The sequence below is a fragment of the Nonomuraea candida genome (genome assembly GCF_000725485.1).
Lineage (GTDB): Bacteria > Actinomycetota > Actinomycetes > Streptosporangiales > Streptosporangiaceae > Nonomuraea > Nonomuraea candida.
This window is the reverse complement of the sequence record NZ_JOAG01000032.1, coordinates 103,817-124,240: the sequence shown is the minus strand read 5'-3', so window position 1 is coordinate 124,240 and position 20,424 is coordinate 103,817. Positions and strand designations below refer to the sequence as shown.

The 20,424-nt window shown below is 69.0% G+C and carries 19 protein-coding genes and 1 pseudogene; 11 read left to right on the top strand and 9 right to left on the bottom strand.

Going from position 1 to position 20,424, the window contains the following annotated elements:
• The first annotated feature begins 58 nt into the window (after nt 1-58).
• Together IO39_RS29770 and IO39_RS29765 are read left to right on the top strand one after the other, a co-directional pair.
• The gene (locus tag IO39_RS29770) at nt 59-1,027 is read left to right on the top strand and encodes an aldo/keto reductase (protein WP_043629891.1); all 969 of its coding nucleotides are present in this window, start codon (nt 59-61) and stop codon (nt 1,025-1,027) included.
• A gap of 32 nt (nt 1,028-1,059) precedes the next feature.
• A complete protein-coding gene (locus tag IO39_RS29765; protein ID WP_043629966.1) occupies nt 1,060-1,668 on the top strand; it encodes a TetR/AcrR family transcriptional regulator in 609 nt (202 codons plus the stop codon).
• A gap of 13 nt (nt 1,669-1,681) precedes the next feature.
• Here IO39_RS29765 and IO39_RS29760 read toward each other — a convergent pair whose 3' ends face one another.
• The 5 genes from IO39_RS29760 to acs form a co-directional block, all read right to left on the bottom strand.
• Nucleotides 1,682-2,125, bottom strand: a complete 444-nt coding sequence (locus IO39_RS29760) for a DUF309 domain-containing protein (RefSeq protein WP_043629890.1) — start codon at nt 2,123-2,125, stop codon at nt 1,682-1,684.
• Nucleotides 2,122-3,042: an alpha/beta fold hydrolase gene (locus IO39_RS29755; protein WP_043629889.1), complete on the bottom strand. Its 921-nt coding sequence runs from the start codon at nt 3,040-3,042 to the stop codon at nt 2,122-2,124. Before IO39_RS29755 ends, IO39_RS29760 begins: the two co-directional genes overlap by 4 nt.
• The gene (locus IO39_RS29750; protein ID WP_043629888.1) at nt 3,032-3,472 is read right to left on the bottom strand and encodes a phage holin family protein; all 441 of its coding nucleotides are present in this window, start codon (nt 3,470-3,472) and stop codon (nt 3,032-3,034) included. The genes IO39_RS29755 and IO39_RS29750 overlap by 11 nt, the downstream gene beginning before the upstream one ends.
• A 31-nt stretch (nt 3,473-3,503) precedes the next feature.
• Complete coding sequence (locus IO39_RS56925; protein WP_281200191.1) at nt 3,504-3,875, bottom strand: Na+/H+ antiporter NhaA; 372 nt, start codon at nt 3,873-3,875, stop codon at nt 3,504-3,506.
• Between the two features lie 259 nt (nt 3,876-4,134).
• The gene (gene acs, locus IO39_RS29745; RefSeq protein ID WP_043629886.1) at nt 4,135-6,108 is read right to left on the bottom strand and encodes an acetate--CoA ligase; all 1,974 of its coding nucleotides are present in this window, start codon (nt 6,106-6,108) and stop codon (nt 4,135-4,137) included.
• Between the two features lie 556 nt (nt 6,109-6,664).
• Between acs and IO39_RS29740 the strand changes: the two genes are divergently transcribed.
• The 4 genes and pseudogenes from IO39_RS29740 (at nt 6,665) to IO39_RS29725 (ending at nt 12,831) form a co-directional block, all read left to right on the top strand.
• Nucleotides 6,665-7,450 (top strand): Fic family protein, encoded by a 786-nt coding sequence (locus tag IO39_RS29740; RefSeq protein WP_043629884.1) that lies wholly within the window; start codon nt 6,665-6,667, stop codon nt 7,448-7,450.
• Between the two features lie 1,474 nt (nt 7,451-8,924).
• The gene (gene ssd, locus IO39_RS29735; protein WP_043629882.1) at nt 8,925-9,968 is read left to right on the top strand and encodes a septum site-determining protein Ssd; all 1,044 of its coding nucleotides are present in this window, start codon (nt 8,925-8,927) and stop codon (nt 9,966-9,968) included.
• 646 nt (nt 9,969-10,614) lie between these two features.
• A pseudogene (locus tag IO39_RS29730) lies at nt 10,615-11,187 on the top strand (ATPase, T2SS/T4P/T4SS family); the annotation flags it as partial.
• A 27-nt stretch (nt 11,188-11,214) separates the two neighbouring features.
• Nucleotides 11,215-12,831, top strand: a complete 1,617-nt coding sequence (locus tag IO39_RS29725; RefSeq protein ID WP_052423536.1) for a recombinase family protein — start codon at nt 11,215-11,217, stop codon at nt 12,829-12,831.
• Here the strand turns inward: IO39_RS29725 and IO39_RS54970 are convergent.
• Nucleotides 12,821-13,363, bottom strand: coding sequence for a hypothetical protein (locus IO39_RS54970; protein WP_157549048.1), 543 nt, complete (start codon nt 13,361-13,363; stop codon nt 12,821-12,823). The two genes, IO39_RS29725 and IO39_RS54970, sit on opposite strands and share 11 nt — an antisense overlap.
• Before the next feature lie 136 nt (nt 13,364-13,499).
• On the opposite strand from IO39_RS54970, the gene IO39_RS29715 reads away from it, so the two are divergent.
• From IO39_RS29715 to IO39_RS29700, 5 genes are read left to right on the top strand one after another with little or no spacing between them, the layout of a single operon-like run.
• Entirely contained in the window at nt 13,500-13,697 is a 198-nt protein-coding gene (locus IO39_RS29715; protein WP_043629878.1) for a helix-turn-helix transcriptional regulator, read from the top strand.
• The gene (locus tag IO39_RS54965; RefSeq protein ID WP_157549046.1) at nt 13,694-13,846 is read left to right on the top strand and encodes a hypothetical protein; all 153 of its coding nucleotides are present in this window, start codon (nt 13,694-13,696) and stop codon (nt 13,844-13,846) included. Before IO39_RS29715 ends, IO39_RS54965 begins: the two co-directional genes overlap by 4 nt.
• On the top strand, nt 13,836-14,690 hold the full coding sequence (locus IO39_RS29710; RefSeq protein ID WP_052423535.1) for a bifunctional DNA primase/polymerase: 855 nt from the start codon (nt 13,836-13,838) through the stop codon (nt 14,688-14,690). The genes IO39_RS54965 and IO39_RS29710 overlap by 11 nt, the downstream gene beginning before the upstream one ends.
• Nucleotides 14,687-16,183: a DNA primase family protein gene (locus IO39_RS29705; RefSeq protein ID WP_063765365.1), complete on the top strand. Its 1,497-nt coding sequence runs from the start codon at nt 14,687-14,689 to the stop codon at nt 16,181-16,183. The genes IO39_RS29710 and IO39_RS29705 overlap by 4 nt, the downstream gene beginning before the upstream one ends.
• Before the next feature lie 51 nt (nt 16,184-16,234).
• Complete coding sequence (locus IO39_RS29700) at nt 16,235-16,990, top strand: hypothetical protein (protein WP_043629876.1); 756 nt, start codon at nt 16,235-16,237, stop codon at nt 16,988-16,990.
• 173 nt (nt 16,991-17,163) lie between these two features.
• Here the strand turns inward: IO39_RS29700 and IO39_RS29695 are convergent, their stop codons facing one another.
• The 3 genes from IO39_RS29695 to IO39_RS29685 all read right to left on the bottom strand — a co-directional run bounded on the left by IO39_RS29695 (nt 17,164) and on the right by IO39_RS29685 (nt 20,406).
• A complete protein-coding gene (locus tag IO39_RS29695) occupies nt 17,164-17,772 on the bottom strand; it encodes a recombinase family protein (RefSeq protein WP_043629874.1) in 609 nt (202 codons plus the stop codon).
• A 504-nt stretch (nt 17,773-18,276) separates the two neighbouring features.
• A complete protein-coding gene (locus IO39_RS29690; RefSeq protein ID WP_157549044.1) occupies nt 18,277-19,035 on the bottom strand; it encodes an aminoglycoside phosphotransferase in 759 nt (252 codons plus the stop codon).
• A gap of 252 nt (nt 19,036-19,287) precedes the next feature.
• A complete protein-coding gene (locus tag IO39_RS29685) occupies nt 19,288-20,406 on the bottom strand; it encodes a radical SAM protein (RefSeq protein ID WP_043629870.1) in 1,119 nt (372 codons plus the stop codon).
• Nucleotides 20,407-20,424 lie beyond the last annotated feature (18 nt).

Sequence of the window (20,424 nt, the reverse complement as noted above, 5' to 3'; positions counted from 1 at the left end):
CCCTTATGTGATAGCTTCTCACAATGTGAAAGACAATCACATGGAGAGGTGACCCGCCATGAAGACCCGCAGACTCGGCAGAACCGACATCGAGCTCACCCCCATCGGCCTGGGCTGCATGCAGTTCGCCGGCACCGCGAACGTCACCCGCTGGATCATCCGCCCCATCGACCGCCGGGCCGCCGCCCCGGTGGTGCGGGCCGCGCTCGACGGCGGGGTCAACTGGTTCGACACCGCCGAGATGTACGGCGCGGGCGACTCGGAGGAGACGCTGGCCGAGGCGCTGAAGGCGGCCGGGGTGCGGCCCGGCGAGGTCGTGGTGGCCACCAAGTGGGCGCCGCTGGGCCGCACCGCCGCCAGCATCACCCGCACCATCGGCGACCGCCTGCGCCACCTCGGCGGGTTCCCCGTGGACCTGCACCAGATCCACATGCCCACCGGCTCCCTGTCGAGCCTCACGGCCCAGCTCCGGGCCATGGCGGCGCTGTTCAGGGCCGGCCGGATCCGCTCGGTCGGGGTGAGCAACTTCTCCGCCCGGCAGCTCGCGCTCGCCCACCGGGTGCTCGCGGCCGAGGGCGTCACGCTGGCCTCCAACCAGGTGCGCATCAGCCTGTTGCACCGGAACGTCGAGCGCGACGGCGTCCTCGACACCGCGCGCCGGCTGGGCGTGACGCTGATCGCGTACTCGCCGCTGGAGGGCGGGCTGCTCACCGGGCGCTTCCACGACGATCCCGCGCTGGTGCGGTCGGCGCCGGTGATGCGCAGGTTCTTCGGGCGGCGGGAGCTGAGCGCGCGAGGGCTGGCGCGGACCCGGCCGTTGATCGAGGAGATGCGGCGGATCGGCGGCGCGTACGGCGTGTCGATCCCGCAGGTGGCCGTCAACTGGGTCATCAACCGGTACGGCGACACGGTGGTGGCCATCCCCGGCGCGTCCAAGCCCCGGCAGGCGGCCGAGGCCGCGGCGACCATGGAGTTCCGGCTCACCGAGGCCGAGCTGGACCGGCTCGACGCGCTGTCGGCGGCCTGAGCCGTCACCTGGCGCCACGCTAGTCTGTGGCGGTGCCAAGGACGACCAAGCGAGACCGTTACCACCACGGCGACCTGCGCGCGGCGCTCATCGACACCGCGATGGAGCTGATCGCCGAGCAGGGCGTCCAGGGGTTCTCGCTGGCGGAGGCGAGCAGGCGGCTCGGCGTCGCGGTCAGCGCCCCCTACCGGCACTTCGCCGACCGCGACGAGCTGCTGCTGGCCGTGGCCGCGCGCGCGGGCGAGCTGCTCGTCGCCGCCGTGACGGCCGAGCGCGGCGGCGACGCGCCGCAGGCGCGGCTGGCGGCGGTGGCCAGGGGTTACGTCCGCTTCGCGGCCGGCCACCGCGCCCTGTTCGAGGCGATGTTCGGCACGCTCACGCCGGTCGGAGAGCCGGAGCTCGACCGGGCCATGCGGCCCGTGAAGGAGGCTTTCCAGGGTGCCGCGACGGCCCTCGCGGACGGCGATCAGGCGGCGGCCGAGGCGCTCGGGCTGGCCGTGGTGGCCGCCGCGCACGGGTATGCGGGGCTGCTGCACCTGGGCACGTTCGGCACGGGCGAGGAGGCGGTGGAGACGGCGGTCAAGCGGGCCGAGGCGGCCACGCTCGCGCTGATCGCCGGCCGCACGGCCCTCACCTCCTGAGCGTCACCGGGGGCTAGTGCGGGAGCTTGTCGAGGATCAGGGCGATGGCCTCGCCGGGGTCGCTGTGCTGGGTCAGGGCCGAGGCGGCCTTGCCGACCGCGTCGTACGCGCCGCCGTACGACTGCGCCTTGGCCGCCCCCCGGCTGAACAGCGTCACCGCGCCGCGCCCGTTGCCGCGCTGCAGATGCGTCAGCCCGACGCAGATCTGCGCCAGGCCCTGCCACAACTCCCGCTCGTCCTCAGGGGCGCACTTCCAGCGCCCCTCGAACACCTCGTGCGCGTTGAACGGCAGGCCCTCGTCGAGGAAGCGGCGGCCATCGGCCAGCGCCTGCTCGGTGGTGGGGGCGTAGTCGTCGGGCACCCTCGGCATGCCGGGGGAGCCGTAGGGGAGCGGCCTGCCGTACGCGTCACGCGGCCGGGCGTTGCGCGGCCTGCCCTCGGGATCGCGGTCTCTCATCGGTCGGGCTCCGGATCGGTCAGCCAGCCGATCAGCTCGGTGTCGAACACGTCGGGAATCTCCTCATGGGGGAAGTGGCCGGCCCCTTCGAGCAGCCGCCACCTGTAAGGCGCCGCCACGTGGCGGCTCGAACCCTGGGCCGTACGCGGCAGGACGACCGGGTCGAGCGCCCCGTGCAGGTGCAGGGTGGGTGCCTCGACCTCGGTGCGCATGGCCCGGGCGTACCGGCGGCCGTCGGGGCGCAGCTGGGAGCGGCCGAACCAGCGGTAGTACTCCAGCGCCGAGTGTGCCACGGCCGGGATCCTGAACGCCTCACGGTACGTGCGCGACTCGGCGGGCTCCGGCCAGCCCGGCCGCGACCACTCCTCCAGCAGCCTGCCCACCAGCGCCGCGTCGTGGCGGGTGAGCCGGCGCTCGGGCAGCAGCGGAAGCTGGAACCCGATCGCCCGGCGGCCCGCCCTGAGCTGCCCGAACGGCTCGGTCCACAGCGCGCCGCGCAGCCGCAGCGGGTGGGGGGCGGACACGGCGACCAGCCGGCGCACGCACTTGGGGTCGAGCACGGCCATGGTCCAGGCCAGCAGCCCGCCCCAGTCGTGCCCCACCACGATCGCGCCGGTCTCGCCCAGCGCCCTGATCAGCCCCGTCGCGTCCCCCGCCAGCGTGGGCAGGTCGTAGCCGCGCGGCGGCTTGTCACTGCCGCCGTAGCCGCGCAGGTCGGCCGCCACCGCCCGGTAGCCGGCCTCCGCCAGCGAGACGAGCTGGTGCCGCCAGGTCCACCAGAACTGCGGGAACCCGTGCAGCAGCAGGACCAGCGGGCCGTCCCCGGCCTCGACGACGTGGAAGCGGGTGCCGCCCGCGTGCACCGCGCGGTGTGTCCAGGGCCCCTGGATCTGTACGAACGACTCGTCAGGCGCCATCACGCGTCACCGGCTCGCGGTCCGGGTGGAGCGCGGGCAGTGCCTGCTCGTCAGGCGTGGCGATCTCCTTGAGCCCCTTGATCGACCGGGCGGTGCGCTTCATCCCCGCCAGGCCCTTGAGCCGGCGGACCCCGATGAACACCAGCAGACCCGCGGCCAGCAGGTAGACCACGGTCACGATGAGGAAGGCCAGCCAGTTGGGCATCACCTGGGCCAGCGCGTACGCGATCGCGAACGAGGCGAGGATCAGGCACAGGTGCGCCATGAAGGCGGCGGCGGCGAACAGTCCGGCCGCCATCCCGACCCGCTTGGCGTCGAACCTGAACTCGGCCTTGGCCAGCTCGATCTCCGAGCGGATCAGGGACGAGATGTGACTGCTCGCCTGGGCGACCAGCGAGCCCAGGGATTCTTCCTCGGGAGTCTGCGGCATGAACGTCTCCTATCGAGGCCTGGTGGCCGTGTCAAACATCATCCAGCGCAATGCGGCGGTTGCGTACCCGTGCGTCGAGCAGCACCAGTCGAGCGGCACCCGTCGAGCGACGCCTGTCGGGCGGCACCCGCCGGGCAGCGCTCTGTCGAGCAGGGCCTGTCGAGCGGCGCCGGTCGATCAGCACCGCCGCCGGGATCGGCCTCGGGACCCGACTCCGGCCGGAAGCGGCCGCCGCCATCTCCCGCCGGTGGCGCCCCTCCGACAGTCTCGCCAGGCCGGGCGGTGCTGACAGCCAGGCGGCGCCGAACACGCCGAGGAACTTACCGGGCACGAGTTCCGCCGTCACTCCCAGATCTACCCGATCGGACAAGATAGCGCCGAGCTTCACCCCGCCTGCTTTCACCCCGCCTGCTTTCACCCCCCGCGCCGCGACCCGAGCCCTGGACCGGACCACGTCCCGACCCGAGTCCTGGACAGAGCCGCGTCGCGACCCGAGTCCGGGCCCGGACCACCTCCCGACCCGGGTCCCGGACCGGACCCGCGCCGCGACCTGAGCCGTGGGCCGAGCCGGGCCCCGGTTCGGCAGGGACACCCCCTGTCGGCACAAGGCCGCATGCCCCCGATCGGCGGGGACATGCGGCCTTGTGGTGAGTCTCGTGCTGTCAGTCCTCCGACTTGGCGCTCGGCAGCTTCTCCGAGATCAGGTTCATCACCGTGCTGTCGGCCAGCGTGGTGACGTCGCCGATGCTGCGGTTCTCCGCCACGTCGCGCAGGAGACGACGCATGATCTTGCCGGAGCGGGTCTTGGGCAGCTCGGGCACCACGAGGATCTGCCGCGGCTTGGCGATCGGGCCGAGCGTCTTGGCCACGTGGTTGCGCAGCTCGGTGGCGATGTCCGCGCCCTCCTCCGCCGTGCCGCGCAGGATCACGAACGACACGATGGCCTGGCCCGTCACCGGGTCGGTCGCGCCCACCACGGCCGCCTCGGCCACCTTCGGATGGCTGACCAGGGCGCTCTCCACCTCGGTGGTGGAGATGTTGTGGCCGGAGACCAGCATGACGTCGTCGACGCGGCCGAGCAGCCACAGGTCGCCGTCGTCGTCCTTCTTGGCGCCGTCGCCGGGGAAGTACATGCCCTCGAAGCGGCTCCAGTAGGTGTCGATGTAGCGCTGGTCGTCACCCCAGATGGTGCGCAGCATGGAGGGCCACGGCTCGCGTACGGCCAGGAAGCCGCCCCCGCCGTTCGGGACGCTGTTGCCCTGGTCGTCCACCACGTCGGCGACGATGCCCGGCAGCGGGCGCATGGCGGCGCCCGGCTTGGCCGCGGTCACGCCGGGCAGCGGGCTGATCATGATGGCGCCGGTCTCGGTCTGCCACCAGGTGTCGACGACGGGGCAGCGCTCGCCGCCGATGTGCTCGCGGTACCAGACGTACGCCTCGGGGTTGATCGGCTCGCCGACGGAGCCCAGGATGCGCAGGCTGGACATGTCGTACTTGGCGGGGATGTCGTCGCCCCACTTCATGAACGTCCGGATCGCCGTGGGGGCGGTGTAGAGGATCGTGATCTTGTACTTCTGCACGATCTCCCAGAACCGGCCGCGGTGCGGGGTGTCCGGGGTGCCCTCGTAGATGACGCTGGTGGCGCCGTTGGCGAGGGGGCCGTACACGATGTAGGAGTGACCCGTCACCCAGCCGATGTCGGCCGTGCACCAGTAAATGTCGGTGTCGGGCTTGAGGTCGAAGACCGCGTGGTGGGTCCAGGCCGTCTGCGTCAGGTAGCCGCCGGTGGTGTGCAGGATGCCCTTGGGCTTGCCGGTGGTGCCGCTGGTGTAGAGGATGTACAGCGGGTCCTCGGCGTCGTGGGGCTCGGCGGTGTGCTGGTCGCTCTGGCGCTCCACCAGGTCGTGCCACCAGACGTCCTTGTCGCCGGTGGCGACCTCCTGGCCGGTACGCCGTACGACGAGGACGTGCTCGACCTGCGGGCACTCGGCGACGGCCTCGTCGACCGTCGGCTTGAGCGCGGAGGGCTTGCCCCGGCGGTAGCCGCCGTCGGCGGTGATGACCACCTTCGCGTCGGCGTCGTGGATCCGGCTGGTCAGCGCGCTGGCCGAGAACCCGCCGAACACCACGGAGTGGATCGCCCCGATGCGGGCGCAGGCCAGCATCGCGATCGGCAGCTCGGGGATCATCGGCATGTAGATGGCCACCCGGTCGCCCTTGCGGACGCCGAGCTCCAGCAGGGCGTTGGCGGCCTTGCCGACCTCGGACTTCAGGTCGTTGTAGGTGAGGGTGCGGGAGTCGCCCTCCGGCTCGCCCTCCCAGTAGTAGGCGACCTTGTCGCCGCGCCCCTCCTCGACATGGCGGTCGACGCAGTTGTAGGCGACGTTGAGCTCGCCGCCCACGAACCACTTGGCGAACGGCGCGTTCCACTCGAGGGTCTTGTCCCACCTCTTGGCCCAGGTCAGCCGCTCGGCCGCGCGCTCCCAGAAGGCCAGGCGGTCGGCGGCGGCCTCGCCATATGCGGCTTCGGTCACGTTCGCGGCCGCCGCCAGGTCAGCCGGCGGTGCGAACCGGCGATTCTCCTGCAGCAGGTTGGACAGCGCCTGGGTGTCGTTACCAGCGGTCTCCGGGGCCACCTCGTGCTCCTTCTATGGCCAGAATGGATAGGTTCGTGTCCCACTTCACCAGCTCATGGCAGCGGTACACAAGAGGTCTAGACAGGTCCGTACCGAGCGGGGGCCGGGGAGGAGCCTCTTATCAAAGTGCCTGACAAATGCAATTGAAATGTTGTCATCTTGAAATCCGGAAAATATGCGGGGAGGGAAGGGGCTGAGGTTTATGGGCCCCCCGTACGGGGTGCGCGCCCGAACGTGTACGCCCTCGAACGGGAGCGGGGTGCGTACCGATAAACCCGCACAATCGCCACGCCGTCCGCCCGGTCACCACTCGCCCATACGCCGGCCACGGAGAGCTACGGCAGTCGCGTGACACCCGCCGGCCGCACACGCAATGGAACCGGCCCCGCCGCACCGGTCCTGCCGCACCGGTCCTGCCGCACCGGTCCTGCCGCACCGGTCCTGCCGCACCCGGCCCGTCCATCCGCGCGGCGGGCCAGGACAACTCCGGGCGGCCGGGCACGACCGTGCGCCCGGCTGCTCAGACGCCACCTACCCGCAGGTAAGGTCAGTTTCCGTGAGTGACCCCTTGGCCGTCATCGCCCAGCTTCCCGGCGTCCCGGAGGCGGTGGACGAGGCCCGGCAGGCCGTGGACAGGCTCTACCGGCACCGCGTCCTGCGCAGGGCCAGCCCCGCCGTGTCCACGGAGTCGTCCCTGCGCGGAGCCAGGGCGTCGGCCGCCATCGAGGGCGTCGACGTGCCCCTGGACGTCCTGCGCCGGGACGAGGCCCACGACCCGCTCGTCCAGGGGGCGCTGCGCGCGTCGGCGGAGATGGGCCGTCTGGGCGCGACCTGGCGAAAGGCCCCCCGGCAGGTGCTCGCGCGCCTGCACGTCGTGGCGGCGGCCGGCCTCACGCCCCAGGAGGAGCTGGGCCGCCCCCGCTCCGGAGACGTGGACGACGTCCCCGACCCGCTGTCCCTGGGCCCGGCCCCGAGCGCCGCCGACACCGCGACCCGCATGGACGGCCTGTTCGACCTGCTGGAGCGCCCCACGAAGGCGCCCGCGATCGTCCTGGCCGCCGTGGTGCACGCGGAGCTGGCGGTCCTGCGCCCCTTCGGCGCGGCCGACGGGGTCGTGGCGCGCTCGGCGGAGCGGCTGACGCTGGTGGAGTACGGCCTGGACCCGAAGTCGCTGGTGGCGGTGGAGGTGGGTCACCTGGAGCTGCCGTACGGGGAGGCTTTGCGCGCGTACCTCGGCGGCACTCCGGAGGGCGTCGCCACCTGGGTACAACACTGTGCCTCCGCGGTAACCCTCGGCGTACGCGAGACCACCGCCATCTGCGAGGCCATGCAGCGAGGCTGACACCTGCTCGTGGCCGTCTATGGCCGTCTGTGGCTGTTCGTGGCTGTTCGTGGCTATTCGCGGGGCGGAGGCGCCGGCAGGAGCGGACGTGCCCACAGATGAGGAGACGCCCGCAGTGGCGGACGTACTCGCAGGTGGGGTGGTGTCCTGCGGTGGATGGGCCGGGCAGGTGAGACGGCGCCCCGGGGCAGGCGTACCCGCTGAGAAGAGACGCCCGCAGGGCGGAACGCGTCGACGGGGGAAGTCGACATAGCTGACGGCGTCTCAGTCATGAGACGCCGTCTGCCGGTGCATCACACCGGGTTACCAAGCGTGCACCTCAATCCGTCGGAGCGGGTCAAGCCCGTCACGACGCGCCTCCCGCGGCTGGTCGCGCGTGGGTGCCCGGCTGATGCACCCGGACAAGTGGTCCGTGACACCTTTCTACGACGGATCCGCCCTGATGGGAACCCCTCGGACCAAGACCTTTACCCACGCATGGCCTGACGCTCCGCCCGTACGCGGCCGAGCACCGCGACCAGTCCGGTTACCGATCCGTGACGATCACTCTCGGTGATCGTCTTTATGTGATCGTTATCAGGTCACGAAAAAAACTTGGCGAAAATACGAGATTGCTCCTCGACGAAACTCGAGTCGATCGGGCAGCATACGGTGGTATCGCCCGAAACTGGAGCGCCCTTGCACGGGATAGCTTTGCAAGTCCCTTGCCAGGCTCCGGTTCAGTGATGAAAGCTTTCTTCTGAAACGGGACCGGCTCTACCCCCCCGGAGCCGGACCGGTCAGGCGACCCCCGCTCTCCCCCCCGGCGGGGGTCGCCCCTTTTCCCCACCCACCCCACCTTCCCCGGGTGCCCGCCCCCTCCCCAGCGCCGCCTCCGCCCGGCCGCCCGGCACTGCCTCCGCTCGGCCGTCCGGCACTGTCCCCGCTCGGCCGTCCCCTGCGCCGCCTCCCCTCGGCCCGCGGCCCTCGGCACTGCCTCCGCTCGGCCGACTCGGTGCCACCTCCCCTCGGCTGGCCGGCGCCATCTCCGCTCGGCCGCCCCGGCACGGCCGTTCGCCCCGGCTCCACCTTCGCCCCGGTCCCGACGCCGCCTTGACCTGTCCTGACCCTGCTCTGACCTGCCCTGGTTCACCTGACCTGCCCTGGCTCGCCTGGCCTGCCCTGGCTCGCCTGGCCTGCCCTGGCTCGCCTGGCCGGGCCTGGACTGCTTGGACTGCCTGGACTACCTGGCTCGGGACCGTCCCGCTCGCCGGTCGCCCCGTGCCTTGCCGAAGCACGCATGCCACAACAGGGACCCCAGCCCCGCCCCTCATCCACAACCCCCGATCCCACCGCAGTCGCCATCCACAGAACCCCGTTCGGCCCCGCTCCACCCCAACCCCATCCACCAAGCTCGTCCTCCCACCCCCGCTGCACACACCCACGCGCCATCAAGGCGTCAGCGCAGGCAGCATCACAGCCCTGGGAGGCCGACATGCACCGTCCTCTGGTCATCACCGAAGACCACGCCCTACTCGACGACCTGGTCCGCACAGCAGCCGCAGCCGGCGCCCAGCTCGACGTGGCCCACACCCCCGCCCACGCCCGCCCCTCCTGGAACCTTGCCCCTCTCATAGCCATAGGCGCAGATCAAGCAGAGGCGGTGGCGGCGACCTCGCCCCCCGCCCGAGACCAGGTCCTCCTCGTGACCCGAGACCCCGACGACCCGGACACGTGGCGAAAATGCGTGGCAGTAGGGGCTCAAGCCGTCATAACCCTCCCCAGCGACGAACGCCACCTGGTGGACCTGTTCGCCGACGCCATGGAGCCCAACCCGCGCTCAGGCTCCCTGATCTGCGTGATTGGCGGCCGAGGAGGCGCCGGCGCGAGCGTGCTCGCGGCCTGCCTGGCCCTACGAGCCTCAGCCGACCATCTCCGCACCCTGCTCGTGGACGCAGACCCGCTGGGCGGCGGCATAGACGCGCTCCTGGGCCATGAGGAGGCGTCCGGGGCCCGCTGGGGCGACCTGGTGGCAAGGGAAGGCAGGATCAGCTCCAGCGCGCTTCAGGCGGCCCTGCCCGCGTTCGGAGATCTGGCGGTCCTCTCCTTCCACAGAGGCGAGGTCTCCCCGATCCCGGCCCAGGCCATGCGCTCGGTCCTCGAAGCGGGAAGGCGCGGCTTCGACCTCGTCGTGGTGGACCTCCCCCGACACATAGACCCGGCCGCAAAAGAAGCCCTCACCAGGGCGAAGACCACCCTGACGGTGGCCACGGCAGACGTCCGGGGCATCCTGTCGGCCGCCCAGGTCCTCTCCGAGGTACGCCGGCACACCGCAGACGTCCGCGCGATCTTCCGCCCGGGAGTCCTCGACGACGACACGGCCATGAGCTCCCTGGGCATCCCCTCAGCCGGCACCCTCCCAGACCAACCCAGACTCACCGCCACCCTCAACCGGGGCGAACTCCCCAGACTGGGCCCCCGCACCGTACTCGGCGCCCTGTGCACCACACTCCTCCAAGACCTCCTACCAGCAGCGTGACCCCATGCCCACCATCAATCACCCTCAAGCCCACCCCAGCCCCCAACCCCAAGCTTCCCTCCTCCCCCCACGCCAGACACCCGCGCCCCAGACACCCGGGCTCCAGCCACCCAGGCTCCAGACACCCCCACAACGGCACAGGCCACACCACACCCCCGAGCCCCGCCCTGCCGTCCACGAGCCCCACCCCAGCGGAAACGAACCGGACCCTGGCCCTCGCCGCATGCTTCATCCGCAGACCCTCATGCTCCGTCCGCAGACCCTCACACTTCATCCACAGCCCGGGCCCCTCCACCCACAGGCCTCACCAGGTGCTTCCTCTCAGCTCAAGACCGACAAGTCACGCCATGAGCACCATGAGCCAGGCAGCCACCCACAAGAGGCCCGCAACCAGCTCCAAGAGCCACATCCCGCGAGCCAAGGACCACACCCCCGACCAGCGAAACCGCACACTCGCATAGTCGAGCCCCGTCTCCACCCCCACGAAACACAGCAGCGACCTCCTAAGCCGCACCTTGACCCCGGCCAGCCTTACCATCGGCCCCCGGAGCCGCACTCCCAAACCCGTCACCACCCCTCGCCCCCTCCCAATACCGACACGAGCACCAGCACCACCACCGGCACCAGCACCGCCGTCTCCCCAGAACTGGTGGAAGCCGTCCGCGTACGCCTGGCTAGGACAGGTGCCGAACCCACCGCAGCCCAGGTGGCAGTCGCCCTGAGAGCCGAGAAGTCCGTGTACGGCGATGCGGAGATCCTCGCCGTAGCCCGGGCCCTCTGCGCCGACCTGATAGGCGCAGGCCCTCTTGAGCCGCTCCTGGCCCGCCCTGATGTCACAGACGTCCTGGTCAACGGCCCACGAGAGGTATGGGTGGACGACGGCAGCGGCCTACGCCGTACCTCCATCGCCTTCACCGACGACGGAGCGGTCCGCAGGCTGGCGCAACGCCTGGCGACAGCCGCCGGCCGCCGCCTGGACGACGCCTCCCCGTACGTGGACGCCCGCCTCCCGGGAGGAGTCCGCCTCCATGCCGTGCTCCCGCCCATCGCCTCAGGCGGCACCTGTGTCTCGCTACGCCTGCCACCACGCCGTACCTTCACCCTGGCCGACCTCGTCGCGGCAGGCACCATCACCCCATCCGCGGTCCCCGTGCTGACCGCCCTGGTCACGGCCAGACTCGCTTTTTTGGTTACCGGCGGCACCGGCACAGGCAAAACGGAACAAAGACTGTGACATCTTTAATTCATGATCTTTCTTCCGCAACGAGCAATCATCCTCACGCGCATCAGCGATGCTCGCGAAGAGGTAGAGGACTCAACGCAGGCGAACGCGCGCCATGGCGAGTCCGGGGACGGGCACGAAAGTGACGGTCACAATGTGGCGGAGCGCGTGTCAGCGCGTGCCATCGCTGAGGTTCCAGCGAAGATCAAGAGGGTTGTCACGGAAAAGGGCGTAGCCGATCAGCAAAGACGTGCAAGGGAGCGCGCTGAGCGTCTCGGCTGGAAGATCGGCCCCACGGAGACCCACATCATCGTGGAAAACGACACCTCGGCGTTCAAGCGGCGGAAGATCGCCCTGCCGGACGGGACCACCGCCTTGCGTACCGTCCGTCCCGGGTTCCGCCGCGCCCTGGACCTGCTGGCCTGTGGTCAGGCTGACGGGCTGATCGCGCTGGATCTCGACCGAGTTGTTCGAGATCCGCGAGACCTCGAAGACCTCATCGACGTGATCGAGAACACAGACCCGCGCCCCATGGTGGAGTCGGTGACGGGATCGCTAAGGCTCGCCAACGACGCCGACATCACCATGGCCCGCATCATGGTTGCGGTGGGCAACAAGGAGAGCCGGGACAAGGCCCGCCGGATCTCCGCCGCCCGCGAGCGCGATGCGCTTGCGGGCACCTGGTCGGGCGGCATCAGGCCGTTCGGATTCGAGGGGGACGGCGTCACCATCAGGCCGGCCGAGGCGGAGTGGATCGCGCGCAGCACCGAGAACATCCTCGCCGGAGTCAGCCTTCGTGCCGTCGTCAAGGCGATCAACGACGCCGGTGTCCGGACCTCACTCGGCAACGAGTGGAGCACGATCGAGATGCGCGACATGCTGCGCAGAGCCAGGAACGCCGGGAAGACCGTCTTCAAGGGGGAGGTCGTCGGCGACGCGGTATGGCCTGCGATCGTCCCGGAGAAGTCGTGGAGGGCGGTGTGCGCCCTCTTCGCCGACCCCACGCGAAAGACCTCGCCCGGCAACCAGCGACGATGGCTCGGCAGCGGAATCTACCTGTGCCCCTGCAGCGACACGGTGATCTGCAGCCGCTCAGGACCGCAGCGACCCCCCACCTACCGCTGCCGTCCGCCCCGAGGTGCCACGCGGAAGCCGGGACCCCACGTCAGCCGTAAGGCGTCCGAGGTGGACGAGTACGTGCAGGAAGTCATCATCGAGCGGCTCAGCCGAGACGACGCGGTGGACCTCCTCGCGAACGGACAACACACAGAAAACCTGGCCGCCCTCCAGAAGGAGGCCGACGAGCTTCGGGCGCTTCTGGATGAACAGGCCATCCTGCACGCGAAAAAGATCATCGACACCCGTCAACTCGCAGCGGGCACGCAAGTACTCCGTGGACAACTCGACGCCGTCGAGCAGAAGATCGAGAAAGCGGGATCCACCAACATCTTCGCGGGCATCGTAGGTGTGCCCGATGTGCGGGCGAAATGGTTCAGCTTGGAGTTGGGTCAGCAGCGTGCCATGCTCAACGCCCTGTTCACCGTCACCATCCTCCACGCGCCCCACGGGCGAGGGCGTGACGGCAGCTACTTCGATCCGGACATGATCAAAATCGAGCCCAAGGAGCGCGCTACTCGATAGCGGCCTCTTCGGCCTCCAGGAGCTCCAGCGCGCGGGCCTTCGCCACCCAGTTGAAGGCCGTGCGCTGGGACGTCCCGAACACCCCCTGAATGCTCTTCACGGGCGGCTCCGCCAGGGCTACCGCCACGCGGTAGAGCAGCGCCACCCACTCCAGCGTCTCGGGCACCGGACCAGCCTCTTTCAACCGGTCGCGCTCCTCGACATCCAGCAAACCCCAGGCCACTGCCCGCCCAGATCTCCCGCTCGGCAAGTTGTGCCGTGCCTGCGCAAGCGCACCCTTCACCAGAGGTCCTACCGTCACCCTTCTCAACGTCCCGGCGGTCACTGGCGGTCCCCCTGGCCGACGGCGGACGGTGATTTCCTCTACAACGAGCCGTCCACGCTCCGGGATCACGATCGCCTCGACGTCGAAGCCGTGCGAGTCCCGATGAGCAACGGGAATTTCTCCTGGCACGAAAAGGCCCGGTGCTAGCTCGACCTTCTGGCGTCCGCGCTCGCTATCGGACTTGTACGTCGTGATTTTGGTCCCCACCCCGGCAAGTCTCGGTGATGTGCAGGGTGCCGTCAACGATACGCACCGGCGCGTAGGTGCATGCCCCTGACGCGCATATGCATGTAAGCTGGCCTCGTTGCCTGCATATCGCTGACGCGGCACTGCAAGGAGGGGGATGGGCAACGCCGACGAAAACATGCTGCTGACGTCCGAGGAACTCGCGCACTACGTGAAGGTCAAGAGGCGGACCGTGGAGACCTGGCGGACCCGTAACAAGGGACCCGCCTACATCCGCATCGAAGGCGGCTACGTCCGGTACCGCCTGGCCGACGTAGAGAACTGGCTGAACAACTCCTACCGGGCGGGCGCATGACCGAGTACATCCACGCCGACCGCGTGCGCCAGCTCGTGGACGCGATGCCGCCGCTCACCCCGGAGCAGCGGGCGGTCATCGCCAACATCTTCCAGACGTCGATCACGAGCCCGAACCCCATGGAGGAGATCAAGACACATGCCGCCTGACAAGCCGAGGGCCGGGCGCGCCTACGCCCGGCCCTCGAACATGACACCCATCAGGGCGATCAACGACACCACGAGCGTACCAAACATGCTCACCGCCGCCCTGGAACTCATCAGCCATGGGTGGGACGTCTTCCCCTGCGTACCGGGCGGGAAAGCCCCGCTGGCTCGGTGTGTCCCCAACGGCTACCTCGGGGCGACGCGCGACCCTGAGCAGGCCCGCCGGTGGTGGACGCGGTTCCCCAGCGCCAACATCGCCATCCCCACCGGGATCGCCACCGTTGACGTACTCGACGTGGACAACAAGCCCGCCGGGGCAGGGTTCTCCGCCGTCGAGCGCCTGCTCGGCGCGGGTGTGGTGAGCGCGCCGGCCACGTTCGTCACGACGCCCTCGGGTGGGCTCCATTGCTACTACAGGGGCACCAACCAGAGGTCCGGTGCCCTGCCCAAGCACTTCATCGACTTTAAGGCGTCCGGCGGCTACGTGCTCGTGCCGCCGTCCGTGGTTAACGGCACCTCGTACGAGTACGTGACCAGGCACACGCCCCAGGAGGTCCTCGTCTGGGAGGACGCCAAGGAGCTGCTCGACCCGCCGCTGGCCAAGAGGTGGGTCACCTGCGGCAGCAGCGGCACAGGAGTCTCCCGACTGTCCCATCACCTTGCCAGGCAACCCGAGGGCAACCGCAACCGGTTCCTCTACTGGGCTGCCAACCGCGCGCTGGAGAACGGCGCGAGCGAGTACGACCTTGAAGATCTCATCGCCGCCGCCCTCACGGCTGGTCTGACCGAGCGCGAGGCCCGCCAGGTGGTGCGGTCCGCGCTGCGAACCACTCGGAGGAGCGCGTGACCAACCCGAACGACATCGAGGAGTTCCCCCCGCCCTCGAACCCCATGGCCGTGGCCCGGCAGCTCATGCCGACCTGGACCGTCCACGACCACGCCGTGCTGCGCTACTGGCGGGCCTCGTGGATGCGGTGGCAGGGCACCCACTGGGCGGAGGCCGAGGAGCAGGACATCCGGGCGACCGTCTACCGGCGGCTGGAGCACGGGGTGTACCTGGAGCCCACCGCGACCGGTATGCAGAAGACCAAGCCGTGGTCGCCGTCCAAGCGGAAGATCGCCGACCTCCTCGAAGCCCTGACGGCCATCACCTTCCTGAGGGCTACCACCGACGCGCCGACCTGGATCGACGGTAATCAGGACGAGGACGACGGCCCCATCGTGGCCTGCGCCAACGGGCTGCTCCGGGTAGCAGATCTGAAGCTTCTCGATCACGACCCGCGCTTCTTCAACCTCGTCTCCGTGCCGTTCGACTACGACCCCGGCGCGCAGCGGCCGAGCAGGTGGCTGGAGTTCCTGAACCAGGTCTGGGCGGACGACCCCGAGTCCATCGCGGCCCTGCAAGAGTTCTTCGGCTACGTGCTCAGCGGACGGACGGACTTGCACAAGATGTTGCTCATGGTCGGCCCGCCCCGCTCCGGCAAGGGCACCATCGCCCGCATCCTGACCGCCCTCGTGGGCCAAGGGAACATGGCCGGGCCGACCCTCGCCAGCCTGGCCACGAACTTCGGCCTGGCCCCGCTCATCGGCAAGCCGCTCGCCATCATCTCGGACGCCCGCCTCGACGGGCGGAACTCCACCCAGGTCGTCGAACGCCTGCTGACCATCAGCGGTGAGGACACCATCGACGTGGACCGCAAGTACCGCGAGCCGTGGACCGGACGACTTCCCACCCGGTTCATGATCTGCTCCAACGTGCTCCCCAAGTTCGACGACGCCTCCGGGGCGATAGCCAGCCGCTTCATCGTCCTCACCATGAAGTCGTCTTGGCTCGGCCAGGAGAACACCAACCTGACCGAAGAACTGCTGGCCGAGCTGCCGGGAGTGCTCAACTGGGCGCTCGACGGGCTCGACCGGCTGACGGAGCAGGGGCGGTTCACCGTGCCGCCCTCCTCGGAGGAGGCCGTGAACGCGATGAAGGACGCGGCCAACCCGCTGTCGCCGTTCCTGCGGGAGTTCTGCGAGGTCGGCCCCGGCCACACGGTGCCGTGCAAGCTCCTCTTCCAGGCGTGGGAGAACTGGTGTCAGCGCAACGGCATCACGGCCTACGCCACGAACATCCAGACCTTCGGCCAGGATCTCCGCGATGTCGTGCCCCAGATCGCCGTCAAGCAGGTGCGGACCCCGGACGGGCGGCGCGAGCGGCTGTACTCGGGGATCAGGTTCAAGCAGGAGTGCAGGGCGTGTGGGAATCGGCTCGACGACACCGCCCTGCGCGCTGGCTGGCTCACACACCCGACTTGCGCATCCGACGACGACTGGCCGACCAACCCGAGCTAATCGGCGGCCCGGGGCCTCCAGGCCGCCGCCTGATCCAGATAGGAGGGCAATATGCCCATCTCCACTGGCGCGATGCTCGCCGAACTCACTTTGGCGAGCATCCCTGACAAGATCTCCAAGTTCCGGGGCGTCCTGCTCCAGGACGTCGGCAACCTCATGAGCGACGGGCGCTACTCACCCGAGTACCGGCAGGAACTGATGGGCGCGCTGTTCGCCGCCGCCCGGCAGAGCCTCGACGGCATCCGCCGCGAGGCCGAGCAAGGGCGCGACACCGTACGCGCTTGGATCGACGAGGCATCCACGGCTCCGGCCGTGGACCCGGCGCGAGAGCTGGCGGACATCACCAAGCAGCGCGAGGCATGGCGGCGCGCGGAGAACCAGCTCCGGCACGGCGTCAACGTGGCCGAGATCGTGGAGGAGGCCGTGAAGCGGCGCGACCTCGCGACGCTGACCGCGCTGCGGATCGAACTCCCGATCTTCGAGCGGACCACGAGCGGCCCGGCGACCATCGGCATGGCCGCCGCGCTGACCCGGCTGGAGAGCGCCCTGGCCGAGCTGCTCCCTGGTGACGTGGGGATTGCCGAGCGGCACCGGCTCAAGCTCGATCGGCAGTGGAAGGAGATCGAGACGGCCCTCCAGGCCGGACGCGACCACGTCGCCGCGCTGGAGGCGGACCCGGCAGGACGACTCCGGCGCGCGGCTCGGCTCGCCGACGTGGAGCAGAACTCCTCTGGCTTCTCCGTCGTGAACGGCGTGCTCCAGGTCCGTGGGTCGCGCTCGGGGGGCGACTTCACCACGACTAGGTGACCAGACAGACCAGGGGCCCTGTCTCGATCGAGACAGGGCCCCTGACGTGCTTAAAGCGCTGAAATCGTTTCTAAGGGGTTGATTAAGCGTCCAGGTACCTTTTGTTACCTTGCTTGAGTTTGCGTCTCAGATTCGCTTTGAGCGCGCGAGAGCGCTCATGTGCGTTGTTTCTTTCATTGGGTAGTGCTTTCGGCCGCTGAGTCGGCTGGGCTAAGCCCAAGGTGCCGGTAGAGCGTGGCGCGGCTGACCCCCAGGGCTCTGGCGATCTGCGTGGGGGACTCCCCGCGAGCGTGACGGGCTCGCGCGGCGGCCAGCTTGTCATCGTCCATCACGGACGGGCGTCCGCCGACCCTGCCCTGAGCACGGGCTGCGACCAGGCCCGCCATGGTGCGCTCCTGGATCAGGTCGCGCTCCAATTCGGCGAACGCCGCCATCATCGTGAAGAAGAACTTCCCCTCACCGGTCGGCGTGTAGGTGCCCGCCAGCCGTCCGGTCAGAATGCGCAAGCCGACACCGCGCTCATGCAGATCGTCAGCGATTGTGAGGAGTTCCTTGACCGAGCGGCCCAGCCGGTCGAGCTTCCATATGGCCAAGGTGTCTCCGGGGCGCAGGAAGTCCAGCGCGTCGGCGAGGCCGGGGCGGTCGGCCTTCCTGGTGGAGATCTTCTCCTCGAAGATGCGGATACACCCAGCGGCATTCAAGGCGTCGCGCTGGAGTTGGGAGTCCTGGGCGTTGGTCGAGACGCGGGCGAGCCCCACCAGGGTTGATGCGGTCTTGGTCATGTTCAATTGTCTCATAACCGTCTCAAAACTTTGAGACTTTTGGTGAGGTTATGAGACGTGTTTTGGACAAGATCGCTAACGAAAAACCTGCGAGAACATCAAGATCGTTAAGCGTCTCAATAACGATGGTTTATGAACAAGATCGCAAAGCGGGTGTCACGCGCTGGCACGCGCTCCGCTACATTGCGGTTCCCCTTGCATACATTCGCAGGTCCGTCCTCGCCACGTTCTCCAGAGAACGAGCCATGCTCATCGTCCGCGTACGCGTCAAGACGTGATTGACCGCGTGCCAGTGCGTGCCAGGCCGGACAGCGGCAACTTTTGGCCCAGCCGACCGCTACTGCCCCGTAGCCCACCTTATGGGGCGGCCCACCAAGCCGAACATGCTTCTAGGCTCGGACGAACCACGTGGCTGAGCTTATGGGTTGTCATTCGCGATCTCCCAGATGGCGAGTACGGGTAGGGTCCGGCGGGCCTTCCCCGCATCGCCCGCCGGACGCCTCATCAACCCCGGTGCCAGGCTCGGTACTGGAGCCACTTCTCGGCCACCTCGGCCATCGCCACCTTCCAAGGGGCGCTGTCTGCTTGGGCAATCTCGTCCCACATGTTCGCGCACGCGCCCGCGAACGCCTTCACGCCCTTGGCGGGGGCCTTACGCCATGCGGGCAGGTCCATGCAGACTTTGTCCGCCTCCTCTGCGGTGTGCCCGCCCGCCATCAGCCGCAGGATCAGGCATGCCGGGTCGATCCACCCCGCCCCCCGGGTGGGCCACGCCCAGTCGATGAGGAGGGCTCGCCCGTCCGCGATGAGGATGTTGAGCGGGTTGTAATCGGTGTGCAGGAGCCGATCCCCGATCAGCCAGTGCACGTCGGCAAGGTCGTCCATGTAGGGCTTCCATCGGCTCTCGGCCGTCTTCACCGGCAGATTCGGGCAGGGTATGCGGCCGAGCATGGTCATGGTGTCGGTCACCAGGCTCACGTCCGGTGAGCCCGGATCGTAGCTGGCGTGCCTGCCCTCGACGGCCTCGAACCCGATCAGATCCCACTCGTCATCTTGGACGCGCCACAGCGCCTTGGGGGAGATGCCGGCCACGTACGGGCCGATCATCCATTCCATGTCCTGCGTCCAGCGCCTTGGGTAAGCCTGCTTCAGGCCCTTGAAGAAGAACGAGTTGACCTCCGTCTTCAGGACCATCGCCACGGCCGAGTTGAGCCCCTCCGAGACCGTCTGGGCGGAAAGTACGGGGCCGGTGCGCTTCTCCACGGCCGCCCTGGTTTCGCTGGGCAGGTCGTCCCAGTTCGTACGCGCAACCGCCATGGTTCCTCCGTTCTGCAAGAGGGGAGCCGCCCCACGATAGCCGTAGGGCGGCCCTCACCTGCGTGTCCTTCTAGTAGGGCTGGTCGTCACTCGCGTCGCACGAGCACTTCTGCGGACTCAGGAGATCCTCCAGGTCCAAGACGATCTCGACCTCCGGCTGAGGTGCGGGCTTCGGTACGAGATCAACGAACACGGCAGTCACGTGGCATTCACCTCCTCCCGCTCTCGGTGCTGGCAGTAGCGCGCCAGCGGCGACTTGGCCTTGCGGTAGAGCTGCACGAGCGGCATGCAGGTGCCGCACGAGCCCTGCAAGGTGCATCCGGTACAGCCGCCCTGCCGCAGCAGAAGTGAGTCCGCGATCTGCCCGAGGCGGGTCAGCCCCGCGGCGCCCTCGGCGAGCAGATCCACGTTCGGCTCCCGTCCGACCTTGCAGATGGACGCCTTGCCGTGCGGGTTGACGTGGAAGAACGTGTGCCCGGCGTTGCAGCCGGTGAAGACCTTGCGCTTGCGAAGGTGCTCCATGGACTGCGTGGGCAGCGGCTCACCCCCGCCGTAGATGGTCGGGCTCATGTTGACGAACGTCGCGTACGGGATGCCCCACTGGTCCGCCAGCTTCTCCATGAGCTGGACTTCGGTGCTGTTGTGGTTGGTGACGATCAGGCTGAACTTCAGCGGCAGCCCCGCTTCGACGGCGGCGCTAACGCCCTTGTGGAACTTCCGGAAGGAGCCGGGCCGCCGGGTGAGGCTGTCGTAGCTGGCCTCGGTCGCGCCGTACACGCTGATGGTGATCTCGTGCGGGCGGTGCTCGGTGAGCAGGTTGAGCACCTTCGGGTCGTGCAGCTTGGAGCCGTTGGACAGGAGGGACAGCATCATGCCCATCTCGTAGGCCAGGCCGTACGTCTCGACGAACAGGCGGTCGATCGTCGGTTCGCCGCCGGTGAGCTGCAGCCACAGCACGCCGATGTCGCGCAGGATGTGCAGCATCCGTTCCCGGTCGGGCCAGTCCATGCCCTCGAACTTCTTCAGCCCGAGGTAGCAGTGCTCGCAGTCGTAGTTGCAGCCCAGGTTCAGCTCGTACGTGGCGCGCACGTAGTCGTAGCCGGTGACCGGGCGGACGAGCACGGCTTGGCGGAACGGCCGCAGTGACAGGTCAGCACCCCACAGGGTGGCGACCGCTTCGGACAGCCACGCCGGCGGGGCGGTGGCGTGGACCAGCTCGGCGTACTTGGCGGGCGAGATGCGCAGCCCGCCTCCCTGGCCGGGGCACAGGACCAGGTACTCGTGGTCGAGGTAGGGGCTGACGATGAGCTTGTGCATGGCGTGTTCCCATCGGGT

Excerpts from the sequence above, each read along its gene's own strand:
- IO39_RS29770 (WP_043629891.1), top strand. The coding sequence starts at position 59 with ATGAAGACCCGCAGACTCGGCAGAACCGACATCGAGCTCACCCCCATC.
- IO39_RS29760 (WP_043629890.1), bottom strand. The coding sequence starts at position 2,125 with ATGAGAGACCGCGATCCCGAGGGCAGGCCGCGCAACGCCCGGCCGCGT.
- IO39_RS29755 (WP_043629889.1), bottom strand. The coding sequence starts at position 3,042 with ATGGCGCCTGACGAGTCGTTCGTACAGATCCAGGGGCCCTGGACACAC.
- IO39_RS29750 (WP_043629888.1), bottom strand. The coding sequence starts at position 3,472 with ATGCCGCAGACTCCCGAGGAAGAATCCCTGGGCTCGCTGGTCGCCCAG.
- ssd (WP_043629882.1), top strand. The coding sequence starts at position 8,925 with ATGCACCGTCCTCTGGTCATCACCGAAGACCACGCCCTACTCGACGAC.
- IO39_RS29725 (WP_052423536.1), top strand. The coding sequence starts at position 11,215 with ATGATCTTTCTTCCGCAACGAGCAATCATCCTCACGCGCATCAGCGAT.
- IO39_RS29715 (WP_043629878.1), top strand. The coding sequence starts at position 13,500 with ATGGGCAACGCCGACGAAAACATGCTGCTGACGTCCGAGGAACTCGCG.
- IO39_RS54965 (WP_157549046.1), top strand. The coding sequence starts at position 13,694 with ATGACCGAGTACATCCACGCCGACCGCGTGCGCCAGCTCGTGGACGCG.
- IO39_RS29710 (WP_052423535.1), top strand. The coding sequence starts at position 13,836 with ATGCCGCCTGACAAGCCGAGGGCCGGGCGCGCCTACGCCCGGCCCTCG.
- IO39_RS29700 (WP_043629876.1), top strand. The coding sequence starts at position 16,235 with ATGCCCATCTCCACTGGCGCGATGCTCGCCGAACTCACTTTGGCGAGC.
- IO39_RS29695 (WP_043629874.1), bottom strand. The coding sequence starts at position 17,772 with ATGACCAAGACCGCATCAACCCTGGTGGGGCTCGCCCGCGTCTCGACC.
- IO39_RS29685 (WP_043629870.1), bottom strand. The coding sequence starts at position 20,406 with ATGCACAAGCTCATCGTCAGCCCCTACCTCGACCACGAGTACCTGGTC.